This window comes from Kribbibacterium absianum, from assembly GCF_030067705.1.
Lineage (GTDB): Bacteria > Actinomycetota > Coriobacteriia > Coriobacteriales > Atopobiaceae > Kribbibacterium > Kribbibacterium absianum.
Genome location: NZ_JASJEX010000003.1, coordinates 174,233 through 190,035, shown reverse-complemented (window position 1 = coordinate 190,035; position 15,803 = coordinate 174,233). Strand labels below are relative to the sequence as shown.

General features: G+C 67.1%; 14 protein-coding genes and 1 tRNA gene. 5 read left to right on the top strand and 10 right to left on the bottom strand.

The genetic code is table 11. The annotated features are described in order from the left end of the window. Positions 1-271 precede the first annotated feature (271 nt). Entirely contained in the window at positions 272-2,065 is a 1,794-nt protein-coding gene (locus tag QJ043_RS06590; RefSeq protein ID WP_283712865.1) for a cation:proton antiporter, read from the top strand. A gap of 23 nt (positions 2,066-2,088) precedes the next feature. Here the strand turns inward: QJ043_RS06590 and QJ043_RS06585 are convergent, their stop codons facing one another. Further along, the gene (locus QJ043_RS06585; RefSeq protein ID WP_283712864.1) at positions 2,089-2,970 is read right to left on the bottom strand and encodes an SDR family oxidoreductase; all 882 of its coding nucleotides are present in this window, start codon (positions 2,968-2,970) and stop codon (positions 2,089-2,091) included. Positions 2,971-3,154: 184 nt separating this feature from the next. Here QJ043_RS06585 and QJ043_RS06580 point away from each other — a divergent pair, with 184 nt between their 5' ends. Together QJ043_RS06580 and QJ043_RS06575 are read left to right on the top strand one after the other, a co-directional pair. Continuing rightward, positions 3,155-4,087: a class I mannose-6-phosphate isomerase gene (locus QJ043_RS06580; RefSeq protein WP_283712863.1), complete on the top strand. Its 933-nt coding sequence runs from the start codon at positions 3,155-3,157 to the stop codon at positions 4,085-4,087. A gap of 127 nt (positions 4,088-4,214) precedes the next feature. Then, the gene (locus QJ043_RS06575) at positions 4,215-4,754 is read left to right on the top strand and encodes a PTS sugar transporter subunit IIA (RefSeq protein WP_283712862.1); all 540 of its coding nucleotides are present in this window, start codon (positions 4,215-4,217) and stop codon (positions 4,752-4,754) included. Between the two features lie 65 nt (positions 4,755-4,819). Here the strand turns inward: QJ043_RS06575 and QJ043_RS06570 are convergent, their stop codons facing one another. The 5 genes from QJ043_RS06570 to gpmA form a co-directional block, all read right to left on the bottom strand. Beyond that, a complete protein-coding gene (locus QJ043_RS06570) occupies positions 4,820-5,749 on the bottom strand; it encodes a 1-phosphofructokinase family hexose kinase (RefSeq protein WP_283712861.1) in 930 nt (309 codons plus the stop codon). A gap of 179 nt (positions 5,750-5,928) precedes the next feature. Then, positions 5,929-7,440 carry a PTS fructose transporter subunit IIC gene (locus QJ043_RS06565; RefSeq protein WP_283712860.1) on the bottom strand — a complete coding sequence of 504 codons (1,512 nt, stop codon included), beginning with the start codon at positions 7,438-7,440 and terminating at the stop codon, positions 5,929-5,931. A gap of 150 nt (positions 7,441-7,590) precedes the next feature. Next, positions 7,591-8,421, bottom strand: coding sequence for a transporter substrate-binding domain-containing protein (locus QJ043_RS06560; protein WP_283712859.1), 831 nt, complete (start codon positions 8,419-8,421; stop codon positions 7,591-7,593). A gap of 144 nt (positions 8,422-8,565) precedes the next feature. After that, entirely contained in the window at positions 8,566-9,897 is a 1,332-nt protein-coding gene (locus QJ043_RS06555; RefSeq protein ID WP_283712858.1) for a glutamine synthetase family protein, read from the bottom strand. 339 nt (positions 9,898-10,236) lie between these two features. Next, the gene (gene gpmA, locus QJ043_RS06550; RefSeq protein WP_347177737.1) at positions 10,237-10,998 is read right to left on the bottom strand and encodes a 2,3-diphosphoglycerate-dependent phosphoglycerate mutase; all 762 of its coding nucleotides are present in this window, start codon (positions 10,996-10,998) and stop codon (positions 10,237-10,239) included. 132 nt (positions 10,999-11,130) lie between these two features. On the opposite strand from gpmA, the gene QJ043_RS06545 reads away from it, so the two are divergent. Then, complete coding sequence (locus tag QJ043_RS06545; RefSeq protein ID WP_283712857.1) at positions 11,131-11,400, top strand: FeoB-associated Cys-rich membrane protein; 270 nt, start codon at positions 11,131-11,133, stop codon at positions 11,398-11,400. 228 nt (positions 11,401-11,628) lie between these two features. On the opposite strand, the gene QJ043_RS06540 is transcribed toward QJ043_RS06545, so the two are convergent. Then, a complete protein-coding gene (locus QJ043_RS06540) occupies positions 11,629-13,185 on the bottom strand; it encodes a Mur ligase family protein (protein WP_283712856.1) in 1,557 nt (518 codons plus the stop codon). Between the two features lie 55 nt (positions 13,186-13,240). On the opposite strand from QJ043_RS06540, the gene QJ043_RS06535 reads away from it, so the two are divergent. Beyond that, positions 13,241-13,315: transfer RNA gene (locus QJ043_RS06535), tRNA-Val, on the top strand. A 178-nt stretch (positions 13,316-13,493) separates the two neighbouring features. Here the strand turns inward: QJ043_RS06535 and QJ043_RS06530 are convergent. The 3 genes from QJ043_RS06530 to QJ043_RS06520 all read right to left on the bottom strand — a co-directional run bounded on the left by QJ043_RS06530 (position 13,494) and on the right by QJ043_RS06520 (position 15,798). Continuing rightward, positions 13,494-13,850: a hypothetical protein gene (locus QJ043_RS06530; RefSeq protein WP_283722776.1), complete on the bottom strand. Its 357-nt coding sequence runs from the start codon at positions 13,848-13,850 to the stop codon at positions 13,494-13,496. A gap of 181 nt (positions 13,851-14,031) precedes the next feature. After that, positions 14,032-14,922 (bottom strand): DegV family protein, encoded by an 891-nt coding sequence (locus tag QJ043_RS06525; RefSeq protein WP_283712854.1) that lies wholly within the window; start codon positions 14,920-14,922, stop codon positions 14,032-14,034. 114 nt (positions 14,923-15,036) lie between these two features. Beyond that, positions 15,037-15,798 carry a mechanosensitive ion channel family protein gene (locus QJ043_RS06520; protein ID WP_283712853.1) on the bottom strand — a complete coding sequence of 254 codons (762 nt, stop codon included), beginning with the start codon at positions 15,796-15,798 and terminating at the stop codon, positions 15,037-15,039. Positions 15,799-15,803 lie beyond the last annotated feature (5 nt).

Genomic DNA, 15,803 nt, shown 5'->3' with positions numbered 1-15,803 from the left:
TCAGGGACAACGGCGGCACCAGCAACCAGTCCCCCGTTTGTAACGTGGACGCTTCGGAGAGAGCCGCTTGTCCACGGTTGGACGCTTCGGAGAGAGCTGTTTGTCCACGCTGCGCCCGGCTGGAGCGTGGACATTTCGCTTTGACCGAAGCGTCCACGCCTGAAGGCTCGGCCATGGTTCCGCGCAAATGATGAGCACCCGAAAGCACCGGACTTGCTCTGGTAGGGTTTTAAGGGAACCTCGCCAAGAAGCCCCCAACGGAAGGCTCCTTTTGCAGATCTTCTCCTTCGCCCTCGTCGTCCTGCTGGTGGTGCTCGCGTCGTCCCTCGTGGACGAGCGCCTGTCCCGGTTGTCGCTGCCGCTCATCCAGATCGGCGCCGGACTTGCGGCGGGCATCCTGTTCCCCACCCTCTCCACCATCGCCGCCGGCATGGACCCCAATCTGTTTCTCGTGCTGTTCATCGCTCCCCTGCTGTTCGACGAGTCTCGCTCGCTCTCCAAACGCGCCCTCGCCCGCCAATGGGGCCCCGTGCTCGCGCTGGCCGTCGGGCTCGTGGCCGTGACCACCTTTGTGGTGGGCTTCCTGCTCCACGGCTTGGCTCCATCCATCCCACTCGGTGCGGCGCTCGCGCTGGGCGCGGCGCTCGGTCCCACGGACGCGGTCTCCGTGGCAGCCCTGGAAGGCGAAGTGGAGCTGGACGAGCACGAGTCCTCGCTGCTCAACGCCGAGGCGCTCCTCAACGACGCCACGGGCCTCGTGGGCTTCCAGTTCGCAGTGGCGTTCCTGGCAGCGGGGTCGGTCTCGGCGCCGGCGGTCGCGGTCTCGTTCCTCGCGGCGTTCTTCGGCGGAGCCGCCCTCGGCGTGGCCGTCGGCCTTCTCGCCGGTTGGGCCGTGCGGCTCCTGCACCGCAACGCGTCGACGCCACCGGCGTTCTATGCGATCCTCGACCTGATGCTGCCGTTCGCGGTGTTCCTGCTGGGCAACGCGTTCGGCGTGAGCGGCGTGATCGCCGTGGTGGGCGCCGGAATCGCGATGACGCTGGCGCCGGGCCCCAAGACCGTCTCGACCGCACGAGTGGAGCGGCTCACCAAGGACCTGTGGGAGATCCTCGTCTTCGCACTCAACGGCGCCGTGTTCGTGCTGCTCGGCCTGCAACTGCCAATGGCGATTGTGCCTTCGTGGACGGGTCCCGTTGACTCCTGGGTCATGGTGGGCCTCATGCTGGCCGTCGCGGCCGCCGTGATCGGCACGCGGTTCGTGTGGCTGTTGGCGCAGCAAGGGGCCCTCCGCAAGAAGTCCGGAGACGACAACGGCCGCCCCGTCAGGTCCGCCCTCGTCTCCACCCTCGCCGGCACCAAGGGCGCCATCGGGGGGCGCGAGCCGTCCCCTGCGGGGCCGGGCGCCTGCCACCCCGTCAGGTCCGCCCTCGTCTCCACCCTCGCCGGCACCAAGGGCGCCATCACGCTGTCCATCGCGATGACCCTCCCGCGCTTTGTGGTGGGCGACGCCGCTCTGCCGGACCGCGGCACCCTGATCTTCATCGCGAGCGGCGTGATCCTCATCACGCTGCTGCTCGCGAACTTCGTGCTGCCGCTCCTGGCTCCGGCCGAGACGAGCCCCGACGCGGACCTCGCCCACGCCGAGTGCCTTGTGCTGAGCCAGCTGATCCTTCGGCTCGACGAGGGAATCCAGCTCAACGAGGACGACGCGAACATGGCCCGCGCCCTCGCCATCACGCAGCGCACCTACGAGCATCGGCGCGAGCGGCTGCGGATGCGCGAGATGACCGGCCGCGAGCGTCGGCGCCACGAACGGGAGCTCCGCGCCCAGGGCTCGGGTCGATCGCGATTCTGGAAGCGGCGCGACCGGCTCGACGACTTCGTCAACGCGGACGACGACGAGCTCGAGACGATGTGCGACCTCGTGGCCGAGTGCGAGGCCCGCTCGCTCCACATCGAGCTGGACGTGATCCGCGACCTCGCAATCGAGGGTGCCATCACTCCCGAGCAGTCCCGCGCCCTCCGCGAGAAGGTCTACGTGATGCAGATGACGCTCGTGGGGTGACCTGGCCTTGCGCAGCGCCCGTGTCAGCCGCGCTCGGGATAGCCGAAGTCCCTCATCATGCGGGCCACGTTCTCCTCGAAGGTCCCAAAGGAGATGCCCTGCTCGGCCAGCTTCTCGGTGTCGAGGCGGTAGTCGCGCGGCGCGTCGGCGTAGCTCTCCAGGTCCGGCAGGATCACCTGGGCCACGAGCTCGTCGTCGGCGCCGAGTGCGGCGGCAAGGTACCGGGCGGCCCCATACGGGGTGAGGCCCGTCTCGGAGGAGACGTTGTACTGGCCCCGCGGCAGCCTCGCCAGCCGGGGGAACTTCTCGGCCAGCAGCTGTGCGTAGGTGAGGCCGCGGCGGTCGTGCACCTTGAAGGACGCGGGCTCGTGCGTGCGGATGGCGTCGAGCACCTGCAGCGCCACGTTGGGGCTCGGCTTCACACCCGGCATCGGGAGCCCGAACATCCAGCTCAAGCGCAGCGTCACGTAGTCCACGTCGCTCGTCGCGAGCCATGCGTCCACCTCGGTCTTTTGCCGACCGTAGTGGCTGTGGCTCTCGGGCTCCGCGCTCTCGGCGAACGGCGCACCCTCGGTCTTGGCGTTGAACGTCTGCTCGGTGGTGATGAAGACCAACCGCTTGCCGCGCTCGCCGCAGACCGTGGCCAGCTCGATGGGCGACTCGACGTTGATGCGGTGCGTGAGCTCCGGCTCGTTCTCGCAGAGGGCGGTCGTGGCCACAGCCGCCGTGTGGAACACGATGTCGAAGTCGAGGCCCTCGAAGAACGCCCGAACGGCGCCGGGGTCTGAGAAGTCCACATCGTGACGCGTGACGGGGACGATGTCGTACTCCTGGCCGTTGTACAGCCGAACGAGCGACGCGATGTAGCCGTTGGCGCCGGTGACGGCGAGCCTTTGCTTGGTCATGGGCATCCTTTCTCTTGCCGAGAGCATGCTTCCGCTCAGTGGCCGGGTTGGGGTCGTCCACGAGCGACACTGCGAGTGTCCCGCGCGGCCTTCCCCGTGAACTGACTTATTTCTAACATATTCGTCGCATTCTTGGGTCATTGGTCTTATCCTATTGCCAAACCCTCCCTAGGAAGGACTCACTGTGGCCGATCACAACGCCCTCCTCCTCCAGAAGCCCGTCGAGGTCGAGACCATCTGGGCCGGCACGCACCTGGCCAAGGCCCTCGATTCCCCGAACCGCCTCGGGACGTTGTGGACGCTGTCCCGCCACCCGCACGCGATGACCACGGTGGACGGCGGCCCGATGGACGGCCTCACGATGGCCGAGGCCGTCGACGCCGCGCCGGACGCGCTGCTCGGAGGCCACGAGATGCTCCACGGCGGCTACATCGACGCGGACCAGTTCCTCTCGGTGCAAGTGCACCCGGACCCCGCGTACGCCGAGCACCATGAGGGTGACAACGGCAAGACGGAGACCTGGTACGTGATCGACTGCGAGCCGGGCGCGACGCTCGTGGCGGGCACCACCGCCAAGACCCGCGAGGAGCTGCGCGAGCACGTCGAGAACGGCACCGTAGGCGACCTGCTCGTGCACCACGAGGTGCACCCGGGCGACGTGGTCCACGTGCCCTACGGCACGCTCCACTGCATCGGCGCGGGAATCCTCTGCGCCGAGCTGTCGATGGACTCCGACACCACGTACCGTTTCTTCGACTGGAACCGCGTCGACTCTGCCGGCAACGCCCGCGAGCTGCACCTGGACAAGAGCCTCGACGTGGTGCGGCTCGAGAACCAGCCACAGATCGTGCCCGTGCCCAAGACGGGCGAGAGCCGCGTGACCGTTGCCGTGAAGGACCCGGACTACGACACGCTCGTCATCGACGTGCACGGCGCGCTCCCCTACGACCACCGGGGGCGCCCAGCCGCGCTCATGGTGGTGGACGGCGCTGGCACAGCAGAATGCGACGGAGAGACGGTGGAGCTGGGGTCGTTTGGCACCGTGATGGTGGCGGCCGCAGCCGGAACCGTGACCCTGCGCGGCGACATGCGCCTCTTCGTGGCGGAGGGCAAGTAGCCGGGCGCAGGGCCCGGAAGGCCGAGCCTCGTCGCTGCCCCCGGTTTTCTTGGACCGCCGTGTTGCACGTCTGCAACGGGGGGATAATCACCGCGTGAAGTCAGACACCCGGCCCCAAGGAGACAACATGGGACTCATGGACCTGTTCAGCAGCACGCCCGAACCGAAGCCCGAGGACTTCGCGGCCGTCGAGGCCGCTGCAGACCCTGCCTTCGTGGACGCGCCCGTGAGCGGCGCGGTCATCGAGCGCCAGGATGTGGAGAGCGGCATCTTCGCAGAGGGGCTGCTCGGCAAGGGCTGCGGCATCCAGCCGCAGGAGGACGTACTCTACGCGCCGGTCACCGGCACCGTGACCGTGACGTTCGCCGGCAGCCGCCACGCCATCGGGTTCGTGGGCGAGGGCGGCGTGCAGGTCATCGTGCACGTGGGCCTCGGCACGGTGAAGATGGAGGGCAAGGGCTTCACGTACCTTGTGGAGCAAGGTGCGAGCGTGACCGCCGGCCAGCCGGTGCTCGCCTTTAGCCGCGACCTCATCAAAGAGGCCGGCTACGACCCAATCGTCACCGTCGCGGTCGCGAACGCCGAGGAGCTGGGTTCCGTGGCGCTCGTGGCCCACGGCCATGTGGACGCCGGCGAGAAGCTGCTGCAGGTCCTGCCGCAGGCATAGTCCGCGCGCGATAGCAATCGAGCACTGCGTCGCTGCCCGTCGGGTAGGACGCAGTGCTCGCTTTATCAGGCCACGCGAGTGACGGCGACCTGCGGCTCCAGCTCCGGGACCAACGCGAGGTCGCCCAGACCCGGGCCCATCGCCACGTTCGCGCCGGTGGCCATGGCCCTTCTCAGCGCCGGTTCCACGGCGTGGCGGTCGCCAAGCCAGACCGAGAGGAACGCCCCGAGCGACCCGTCCCCCGCACACGCCGTCTGGAGCACCTTCACGCGCGGCGCCGTTGCGCGCCACAACGCGTCCTGCTCGGCGGCATAGAAGTACGCACCGCGCCCGCCGAGCGTGAGCAGCACGTTCCGCGCGCCCTTGCCGGCCAGGTCACGAAGCGACGCGAGCGTCTCCCCGTCGTCCGCGCAACCGAGGCCGAACACGCGGCGCAGCTCGTCGTCGTTGGGCTTGATCAACAGCGGGCGCGTCTCCACGAGGCGCGCCAGGTGGGCGCTCGACACGTCCCACACCAGCTCGAAGCCCTGCTCCGCCGCCAGCGCCACCAGCCGGTCGAAGAAGTCCGGCCCCACGAGCGGCGGCAGCGAGCCGGAAACCACGAGCGTCTCGAGCCCTGCCAGCCCGGCGACGATCCCCAGCATCTCCTCCTGCGCGGCCAGAGGCACCGGCGACCCCTCGCCGGGCATCGTGTACTCCACGTCGCCCGCGCGCAGGAGCACCGTCACACGCGTCTCGCCGTCCACCCACACGGGATGCACCGGGCAGCGCCGCTCGGCACCCTCCACCACATAGCGCCCGGTGAAGCCCGCGAAGAAGCCGAGCACCTCCGCAGGCACACCGAAATGCTCGAGCGCGAACGCGACGTTGAGCCCCTTGCCGTTGGGCGAGAAGGACGTGTCACGGGTGCGGTTCACGGCGTTGGGCACGAGCTTCCCCGCGACGGTTGACACGTTCATGTCGATGGCGGGGTTGGGCGTGAGCGTGGCGATCATGGCGCTCCTTTCTCGGGACGACCCGATGGGCTGGACGCTTCGGTCAAAGCCAATTGTCCACGCTCCAGCCGGCCAAAGCGTGGACAAACGGCTCTCTCCGAAGCGTCCACGGGCACAGAGAGGGGGCGAGCCGCGACCAAGCCCGCCCCCTGTTCCGTGCGAATGCGAACAGCCGACGGCTACGCGGCCGCGGCCGTGGTGCCGGAGCCGGACTTCTCCTCCGCGTGAGCCTTGTCATACTGGCTCTTCTTGAACAGCACGAAGAGAAGGCCGCCGACGCAGGAGCCGATCAGGATGGCGACGACCCAGCCAATCGGGTTGTTGACCACCGGCAGCACGAGGAAGCCGCCATGCGGAGCCGGCACCTGGATGCCGAGCATGAGCGTGATGATCGCAGCGATGGAGCTGGAGAGCATCATGATCGGCATGACGGGCCAGATGTTGGCCGTCATGAACGGGATGGCGCCCTCGGTGATGTGCGTGCAGCCGAGAATGAAGTTCACGAGACCGGCGTTGCGGTCATCCTCGGAGAAGTACTTCTTGCCCACGATGGTCGCGAATGTGGTGACCAGCGGCGGCGCGATGCACGCGGCGGACACGGCGGCCATGAAGGTGGTGCCGAGCGTGTACTCGGGAGTGCCCACGCCGGCGGCGAGGCCGGTGGCGAGCAGGCCGGTGCCGGTGACGTACGCGGCCTTGTTGACCGGGCCGCCCATGTCGAACGCGCACATGCACCCGATGGCGAGGCCGAGCACGATGGCGCCGGCGCCCATGAGGCCCTCAAGGAACGCGATCATGCCCTCGTTGATGGCGACCATCGGGCCGGAGATGGCGAGCATCACGAGGCCGACGATGAGCGTCGAGCACAGCGGGTACAGGAAGATCGCCTTCAGGCCGTTGAGGTTCTGCGGCAGCTTGGAGAACGCCTTCACCAGCAGCAGCTGCACGTAGCCGGACAGGAAGCCGCCGACGATGCCGCCGAGGAAGCCGAAACCCACGCCGGAGCCGCCCGCGTCGATAAGCCCGGTCTCCGCCCCGGTGGGCAGGCCGGTGATGGCGATCATGCCGGCCACGAAGCCCGGAACGAGGCCCGGACGCCCGGCGATGGACTCGGCGATATAGGCCGAGAGCACCGGCACCATCAGGTTCATCGCGATGCCGCCGACGATCTTGAGCATGGCGGCGAAGGCGTTGTAGTCAGCCGCCGTGGAGTCGAAGGACGTGATGCCCCAGAGGAAGCTCACAGCGGTCAGGACGCCGCCGGCCACCACGAACACGAGCATGTGGCTGATGCCGTTCATCAGGTGCTTGTAGACCTGCTGCCCGATGCCCTGCTTGCCCTCGTCGTCGGCCACCTCGACGGCGCCCTCCTTTTGCGGCTTGGCGGCCAGCGCGCGGTCGATGAGGCCCTCGGCGTCCTTGATGGCGGCGGTCACGCCGGCCTTGGCCATGGGCTTGGTCACGAAGCGGTCCTCGTCCACGCTGACGTCGGCGGCGATGACGACCGCCTTGCACGCGGCGATCTCGGCCGGGGTGATGGCGTTCTTGACGCCCTCCTGCCCGTGCGTCTCCACCTTGATGGTGAGGCCCTTGGCCTTGGCGGCCTGCTCGAGACCCTCCTTGGCCATGAACGTGTGCGCGATGCCCGTCGGACATCCCGTACAAGCGAGAATGTCGTAGGTCTCCGCCATTCCCTCTCCTCCCTGTCAGGCCGCCCGGTTCCCGTTCCTGACGGCTCGCTGAACGATATGTTCATGATTCGGGAAGAGAATCCACAGACAAACTAACAATCGCGCACCGTGCCCTTCTGGACGGTGAGCGGTTCACTCATCAGGATGATTTCAGCACACGGCAGACGTGCTGCCGAACCACTTGGCCTGGAGAGAGGCCATCGTGCCGTCCTGGCGCATGGCCTTGAGGGCGGAGTTCACGGCCTCGATCAAGGGCTCGTGGTCCTCGGTCGCCACGAACACGAACCCCCCGGCATCGGGCTCCTCCCGGACCACCTCGAGCTGGGAGAACACGTTGTTGATCAGGTAGTTGGCCGTCACGCTGTCGCAGACGGCGCAGGTGCAGGTGCCGTTGGCCACCTTGGCAAGCGCCTCCGTCGCGTCACCGGCGTACACGATGGCCGCGTTCGGCATCTCCTCGCGCGCCCAAGCTTCGCTCGCCGAGCCCTTCTGCACCACCACGGTCACGCCCGGGTTGTTGAGCTCCTCGACGGTGGTGCGCTCGGCGTTCCTGAGCGTCACGAGGGACCGGCCGCTCTCCAGGAAGGGATCGCTCATGATAAGGTTCCTGAACTCGCCGGCGTCCGTTGACGTGAAGGAGGAGGCCCCGAGGTCGGCGTCGCCCTGAGAGAGCTGCACCTCCAGCTCCGAGAAGGGCACCGTCTCCGCGTAGCTCACCTTGAGCCCCAGACGGCTCGCGACCTCACAGACGACGTCGTACTCGAAGCCGCGGTACTCCCCCGTCTTCTCGTCCACGAAGCTCATCGGAGGGGACGAGAGGTCGCTGGCCACGGTCAGCGTGCCGGCCTCGACCGTTCCGTAGGTGTCCTCGGGCACATGATCGGAGGCGGCCGCGCAACCGGCCAGGACGATCGCGCACACCGTCAGGCAGCCCAGTACGACCACGGTCCACCACCGACGCTGTCGCGTGCCATCACCCATAGGCTCAGCTCCCCTGCGCGAAACCCTCCGTCATATTGACGGTCGCGAGAACCATTGTGGCCCCCCTTCCGGATGAAAGAAAGGGGGGCCTTTATCAGACTTATATCAGGTTGTATGGGTAAAACACACCGTTACGCTGGGGTTTTAGAACCCGCCGTAGTAGGCGTCCAGCTCCCAATCGGTGACGCTCGCATTGAAGGACGCCCATTCACGGGTCTTCTCTTCCACGAGGAAGTTGAACACGTGATCTCCGAGCACCTCGCGCATCAACCCGGACGCGCGGAACCGATCGATGGCCTCGCCGAGGTTGCGCGGCAGGCGCTCGAAACCGGCGTCGGCGAGTTCCCTCTCGCTCGGCGCGAAGTCAGAGTTGAACTCGGGCGGCAGCTCGAGGCCGTCCTCGATGCCCTTGAGGCCGGCGCTGATCGTGGCGGCGAGGGCCAGGTACGGGTTGGCCGCCGGGTCCGCCAGGCGCAGCTCGACCCGCGCGGACTGGTGCTTGCCCGGCTTGTGGAGCGGCAGACGCACGAGAGCGTTGCGGTTGCGGCGCCCCCACGTGCCAAAGGTGGGCGTCTCGCCGCCGGGCACCAGGCGCTTGTAGGAGTTGACCGTCGGGTTGGTCACGAGCATGTACTCGGGCGCGTACTTGATGAGGCCGGCCACATAGGAGAGCGCGAGCGGGCTCAGGTGGTAAAGGTCGTCGCCCCAGAAGACGTTCTCGCCCGCCCCGTCGAAGAGCGACTGCTGCAGGAACATCGCGCTGCCCGGCTTCCCCGGCAGGGGCTTGGGCATGAAGGACGCGAAGAGGCCGTTCATCTGGGCGATCTGTTTGATGGCGAAGCGCGCGGTCATGATGTTGTCCGCAGCGGTGACGGCCTCGGCGTAACGGAGCGACAGCCCGTGCTGCGAGGGGCCCATCGCGTGGTAGGAGTACTCCACCGGAATGGAGAGGCGCTCCAACGAGAGGACCGTGTCCCGGCGCAGCTCGCGGGAGGCGTCGCTCGGCGTGAGGTCGAAGTACCCGGCGTTATCGAGCGGCTCCGGCCGGTAGTTGTTCTTGAAGTAGAAGTACTCGAGCTCTGGGCCGACGATGGGCACGTAGCCCTTCTCCTGCGCCTGGCGGAACACCCGGAACAGCACGGAGCGCGGGTCGCCCTCGAAGGGCTGACGCTTGGGTGTGCAGATGTCACAGAAGATGCGCGCGACGGCGTTCTTCTGCGGGCGCCACGGCAGGAACTGAAACGTCGAGGCGTCGGGGAAGGCGAGCATGTCGCTCTCGACGATGGGAACGAAGCCGTCCACGGACGAGCCGTCGAAGCCGATGCCCTCCTCGAAGGCCTCCTCGAGGTCCTCCGGGCTGATCGCGAAGCTCTTGAGGTTGCCGAGAACGTCGGTGAACCACAGGCGAACGAACCGGACGTCACGCTCTTCCACGGTTCGGAGTACGTAATCGATGTCCTTGCTGCTGTTGGTCATTACACGACCCCTTTCGGAGTTGGACGGTTTTGAGGCCCAGTCCCCCCAAATCTGGCACAAGGGTATTTCGGGCTTGTGACCCCCTCGGCGAGCGGGCGAACACGGACGTCCCGCACCCTCAGCGTCTGGCCGAGGGCCTGGTTGTCACTCGCGTGCCCGACGCGACAGGCACGGCCGCCATCGCGCCCCCGGGCCGCTTGGCGCGCTCCTCGGCCGCAGCGGGGACCCCACGATGCTCATGGAGCAGTCCACAAAAGGCCCCCGTGTCAGCTCTGCCGACACGGGGGCCTCGAGAACGCTCTCCTGTGCGCAGCTACCGCCGCGCCCAGTGAGCGATGACTACTTCTTGGCCTTGCCCTGGTTCGCCACCGCGTCAATCTTCGCAGCGATCATGTCGGGGTCGCCCACGTACTCGTCGCTGATCAGGTTGAAGTCCTTGTCGAACGTCAGCACCATCGGGATGGCGGTCGGGATGTTCACCTCGAGGATCTCGGCCGGGGTCAGACCCTTGAACTTCATGTACAGGGCGCGGAGCGAGTTGCCGTGGGCGGCGATCAGCACGCGCTTGCCGGCCTTCATCTGGGGCTCGACGACCTCCTGGAACCACGGCCACACACGGGCGACGGTGTCCTCAAGGCACTCGGCGTACGGGATGTCCTCAGCGGGGACGTCGCGGTAGGCCGGCTGGGTGTGGGCGTCGCGCTCGTCGCCCGGCTCCAGCGCGGGCGGACGGACGTCGTAGGAGCGACGCCAGATCTTGACCTGGTCGTCGCCGTACTTCTCGGCGGTCTCGGCCTTGTTGAGGCCCTGCAGCGCGCCGTAGTGACGCTCGTTGAGGCGCCAGGTCTTCTCGACGGGCAGCCAGTCGCGGTCGAGCGCGTCGAGCACGAGGTTCAGGGTGTGGATGGCACGCTTGAGGTAGCTGGTGTAGCAGATGTCGAAGTCGTAGCCGGCGTCCTTGAGGGCGCGGCCGCCGTTGTAGGCCTCGTCCTTGCCCAGCTCGGAGAGGTCGACGTCCGCCCAACCAGTGAACAGGTTCTCCTTGTTCCACTCGCTCTCGCCGTGGCGGACGATCACAAGCTGCATGGTCTCGTCGCTCATCTGCATCCCTTCCTCGGGTGTTGTTTGGCAGATCCTGCGCTACCATCCTAGGTCACGGGGTAAGTTTGCCTTGTATAACTGTAAGCGTCTGGTCTGAATTCCCATAGAAAGAAGAGAGCGGACCAGTCCTGGATGGTCAAGCGAGAGGCGGTCGACTCGATGATTGACTTCATTATCGTTCTGCTGGTGGCCGCGGCCGTGATCGCCGTGGTGGCGCGGCAGGTTCGGCGCCAACGGAACGGCGGAGGGTGCGCCGGATGCGACGTGAGGGGGTGCTCCGGTCACGAGACCGGGGAGTGCCCCGCGGCGTCGATGACGGTGGACTCGGTGGAGAGGGCGGCCCGTGGCTGCTGCAAGCCCAAGATCACGGCCGCCGGCAGGGGCGGAGGGTGCTGCCACTAGAGGGCGCGCCGCTCTTCCAGCCGAATCTGCGAGATATTGCGTCTTGAAGCGAAATGGCGGCGCTGGAAACCTCTCACGCACCGCCATTCCGCCTGAAGCCACGATTGGTCCTAGGCACACTTGCACATTCACCGCGAACGGCGGCGCGTGCCAGAGGGTCTGCACCGCCATTCCGCCTAAACATGCAAGAACGCGCAAGTTCAAACCGAAACGCGGCGCCTGGCTCGCTTAGTGCTCGCGCTTCTCGTCGTACTCGCGCACCAAACGCGCAGCGTGGGCCGTGTCCGGCTCGATGGGCACGGAGACGCCAGCTTGCAGGACCGAGTCCTCGGCGCCCTTGCCGAGCAAACACACGAGCGAGCGCTCGCCGGCGGCCGCGCGCTCGCATGCCAGCGCGAAAGCGCGGTCGACGGCCTTCTCCCGGTCCGGCTCCTCCTCGAACGGCACCCCCGGCGCAACGTTGGCCGAGATCTCATGCACCAGCTCGGCAGGGTCCACGGGACCCGGGTCGTCGGACGTCAGAATCAGCAGATCCGCGTGCTGGGAGGCGATGCTCGGCAGTTCCACGTAGCGGTTGAGCGCCTTGCCGCCGGAGACACCGAACAGGGCCGTCCGGTGGACCTTCGGCCACACCGCGTCCGCGGCCGAGAAGAACTCGAGGTACGACATGTCGTTGTGCGCGTAATCCACCACAACGGTGACGAGGCCGTCGGCAGTCTGGTGCACCTCCATGCGCCCCGGAACCTTCGCGGCGGGCAGTCCGGCCGCACAGGCGGCCTCGGCCTTGGCGCTCGGAACGCCAAGCGCACGCAGACACGCGATGCCCGCCAGCGCGTTGCTCACGTTGTAGGCACCGGCCAACGGGATGGCGAGCGGCGCGGACCACCCAGGGGTGTGGGCGACGAACTCCATGGAGGTCCCGCAGGGCCGCAGGTCAGAGGCCCAAACGTCCGCCGGCGGCAGGAGACCATAGGTCACCACGGGACAGCCGCTCTGCTCGGCAGCGGCCAGCACCCGCCCACGGTGGTCCGTCTCGGCGTTGACCACGCAGACGCCGCTCTGGGAGAAGAGCTTGAGCTTGCTCTCCAGGTAATCCTCGAAGGTGGGGTGCTCCACCGGCGAGATGTGGTCGCGGCCGATATTGAGGAAGCAGCCCACGCTGAGATGTAGCCCGAGCGTGCGGTCGTACTTGAGGGCCTGGCTCGACACCTCCATCACAACGTACCGAAGCCCGGCCTCCACCGCGTTGGCCAGGTGGCGCCAGAGGTCGGGGGCCTCCGGGGTGGTGTTGACGGACGACGTGTGGGCGAGGCCGTCGAAGACGTCGTGTGTTCCCATGTAGCCACAGGGCTCACCGCCGAGCGCGTCGATCATGGAGCGCAGCAAATAGGTGGCCGTCGTCTTGCCCTTGGTGCCCGTGATTCCCACCACGCTGAGGCGCCGGTCCGGGTGACCCCAAGCCACGGCCGACGCATACGCCATGGCGGGACGCAGGTCCCGGGCAACGAGCCGCGGCACGCCCGGCGCCACGGCGGCAAGCTCCGCCGCATGGGCCTCGTCGCAGAGATACGCGACCGCTCCGGTGTCAAGCGCGGAGACGAGGAACTCGGGCCGGAACGCCGCGCCCTTGCACACGAACAGGTTGCCCGGCTCCACGGAGCGCGAGTCGCATGCCGCGCCGCGGATCGGGAGCGAGCGGTCACCGTCCACGGCGGCCAGCACACCGTGGGCCGCGAGCGCGGCAGCCACGTCGCCGAGCGTGCAGTAGGGTCGATAGTCGGTCATGAGTTTTGAACCTTTCTCCTGCGCGCCGGTCCCATGCTATGCTGGGTCACCGTCCGGGCGATTGGCGCAGCGGTAGCGTAGGGGCTTTACACGCCTTTGGTCGGCGGTTCGAATCCGTCATCGCCCACCATACAGAGCAGGCCAGGGGGTTCGCGCCCCCTGGCCTTTTGTGCAATCGGAGCTTAGGTTAGCAGCGGCCGCCCATCCCGGGCGAAGGTCCCCTCAACCGGCACAAAAGAGGCCGGGCCCGAGGAGGCTCGGCCGAGAATGTGCAAAAGGGGACTGTCCCCTTTTGCACTCTTTGCACGTCAGTTGTTCCACGGACTCAGGCAACGGCGCACCATCAGCTGGCGGTCGGCCTCCTTGAGGGCGCGGTTGGGCAGCCCCATGCAGGCCACGACGGCGTCCATCTCGTCGTCGGACTCGGTGTTGAGCAGGTCCACGACCATGCCGTCGCTCTCGAAGCTCACGTTGCCGTCCTTCACGGTCACGGTGAAGGCGGTTCCGCTCTCGTCCAGCTCAACCTCGACGTCGCCGCTCACGCCGGCCTCGCGGCACAGCTGCGACTCCAGTGAGACGAACTCGGCCAGCTGACGGGTCAGCAGCTTCTCGGTCTCCCACGCCTGCTGGTCGGCCTTCATCCAGCGCTCTTTGGTCTCGCTCATCGGCATGACAATCCCTCTCTCGTTCGGATGCGGGGCACCGACGGCCGCGGCGCCACTTTGATCGATATGCATTCAAACAAGTATAGAGAGGTTCATCGATGGGTGCAGCTACCGTTCAGTTCACTGGAAGCAAACGGTTCTTATGACCCGATGGGCGGCTGTCCCTTGCAAACAGCCCGCGTTACGCCGGCTGCGCGGCCAGCCACTCCCGCATCTCGGGAACGCACGGCTGCACGGCCATGCCGATCAACGTGGGGCCCGTGTGAACGAGAAGGTCCGGCGTGATGCGGCTCGTGATGAGGCCCGCAAGGTCGCCCACCTTCTCCTTGAGCTCGCTCGCGAACCTCTCGGGCCTGTCCTTGCCAGCGGTGGCCACGGCGCACACGACGGAGTCGTAGAGGTGCGAGCGCTCGGCGATCATGTCGACCATGGCCTTGAGCGCCTTCGCGCGGCCACGGCAGCGCTTGACGGTGCGGTACCGGCCATCGTCGTCGCAATCGAAGATCGGCTTGATGTTGAGGGCGGAGCCAAGACGGTACTGGGCCTCGGAGATGCGGCCCCCTTTGCGCAGGTAGGTGAGGTCGTCCACCGAGAAGATCACCCAGGTCTGCTCGGCGAGCGCGTTGAGGCGCCCCGACAGCTCCTCGAAGGGCACGCCGGCCTCGATAAGAAGGGCGGCGTCCATCACGACCATGCCGGCCGCGACGCCGATGGACTTGGTGTCGATGACCTCCACGGGGAAGTCCTTGATCTGGTTGGCCACGAGATGGCAGGTCTGGTTGGTGGCCGAGAGGCCGGAGCTGATGGTCACGCAGACGGCCTTCTCGTAGCCGTCGGACCGGGCCTGCTCAAGGGCGGCGAGGATCGTGGACGGGCTCGGGAGCGACGTGGTGGGCACCTCGGTCTCCATGCGCTTGACCACCTCGTCGGAGGTGATGTCGACCTCGCTCTGATAGGTGCCGTCGGAGTAGTTGATGAGCAGCGGCACGATGCGGACGTCGTACTGCTCCACGAAGGCGTGCGGCACGTTGGTGCCGGAATCGGTGATGACAGCGATCTTTTGCTTGTTCATGCAGGTCGTTCCTCCACGGGGGCTCTGACCACAGTTGAATTAACCGTACCCGATGGGAACCGGCGCCCGCGCGCTCGCGGCCCGAATGTGCAAAGGCCTCAGAGTGCCTACAGCTCAGGCCAGGCAGTCGAGGCCGGCGACGGCCTGCACGGCCAGGTCCCGCGCTTTTTCGAACGTGATGCCCGGCTTCACATGAAAGTACACGGTGGCGCTCGTGCCCGAAGAGCCCGTGGTGGTGAGGCGCACGACCGTCTGCGCGCCGTCCTCCAGGTGCCCGGCGAGCGCCATGTCGACCGCGTCGGTCACCTGCCGGCGCGCCTGGTCGAGGTCGCATCCCGCCTTGAAGGTGAGCGTGACCTCGGTCATCGCAGCCAGCTCCGGCGAGAGGCGCACGATGGAGCTGGAGTTGAGCTGCGAGTTGGGCACCACGACGGCGTTCCCCACCCGGTCGAGGATCAACGTGTCGCGCCAGTTGACGTCGTGCACCTCGCCGGTGATGCCGTTGATCGTGATGAAGTCGCCGGGCTGCACCACCTTGGTGACCATGATCGAGATGCCGCCCACGAGGTTCGAGATCGTGGTCTGGAGACCGAGCGAGATCGCGATGGAGGCGGCGCCCAGCGACGTGATGAACGCGTTGGGGTCCACATTGAAGACCGGGCGAAGCACCGTGAGGAAGGCCACGAGCCAGACGGCGCCGCGAAGGATGTTGACGAAGATCGAGGCGTTGGGGATGTTGGTCTTCGCGAGACCGTCGCGCAGCCACCTCGAGCAGATCCGCTGCACCACATAGGCGACGCCGCAGACCACGGCGAGGAACACGAGCTTCCCGATGACGTCCGTGATATGGACACCGAGGACGGTGACCTCGTCCATGGCGG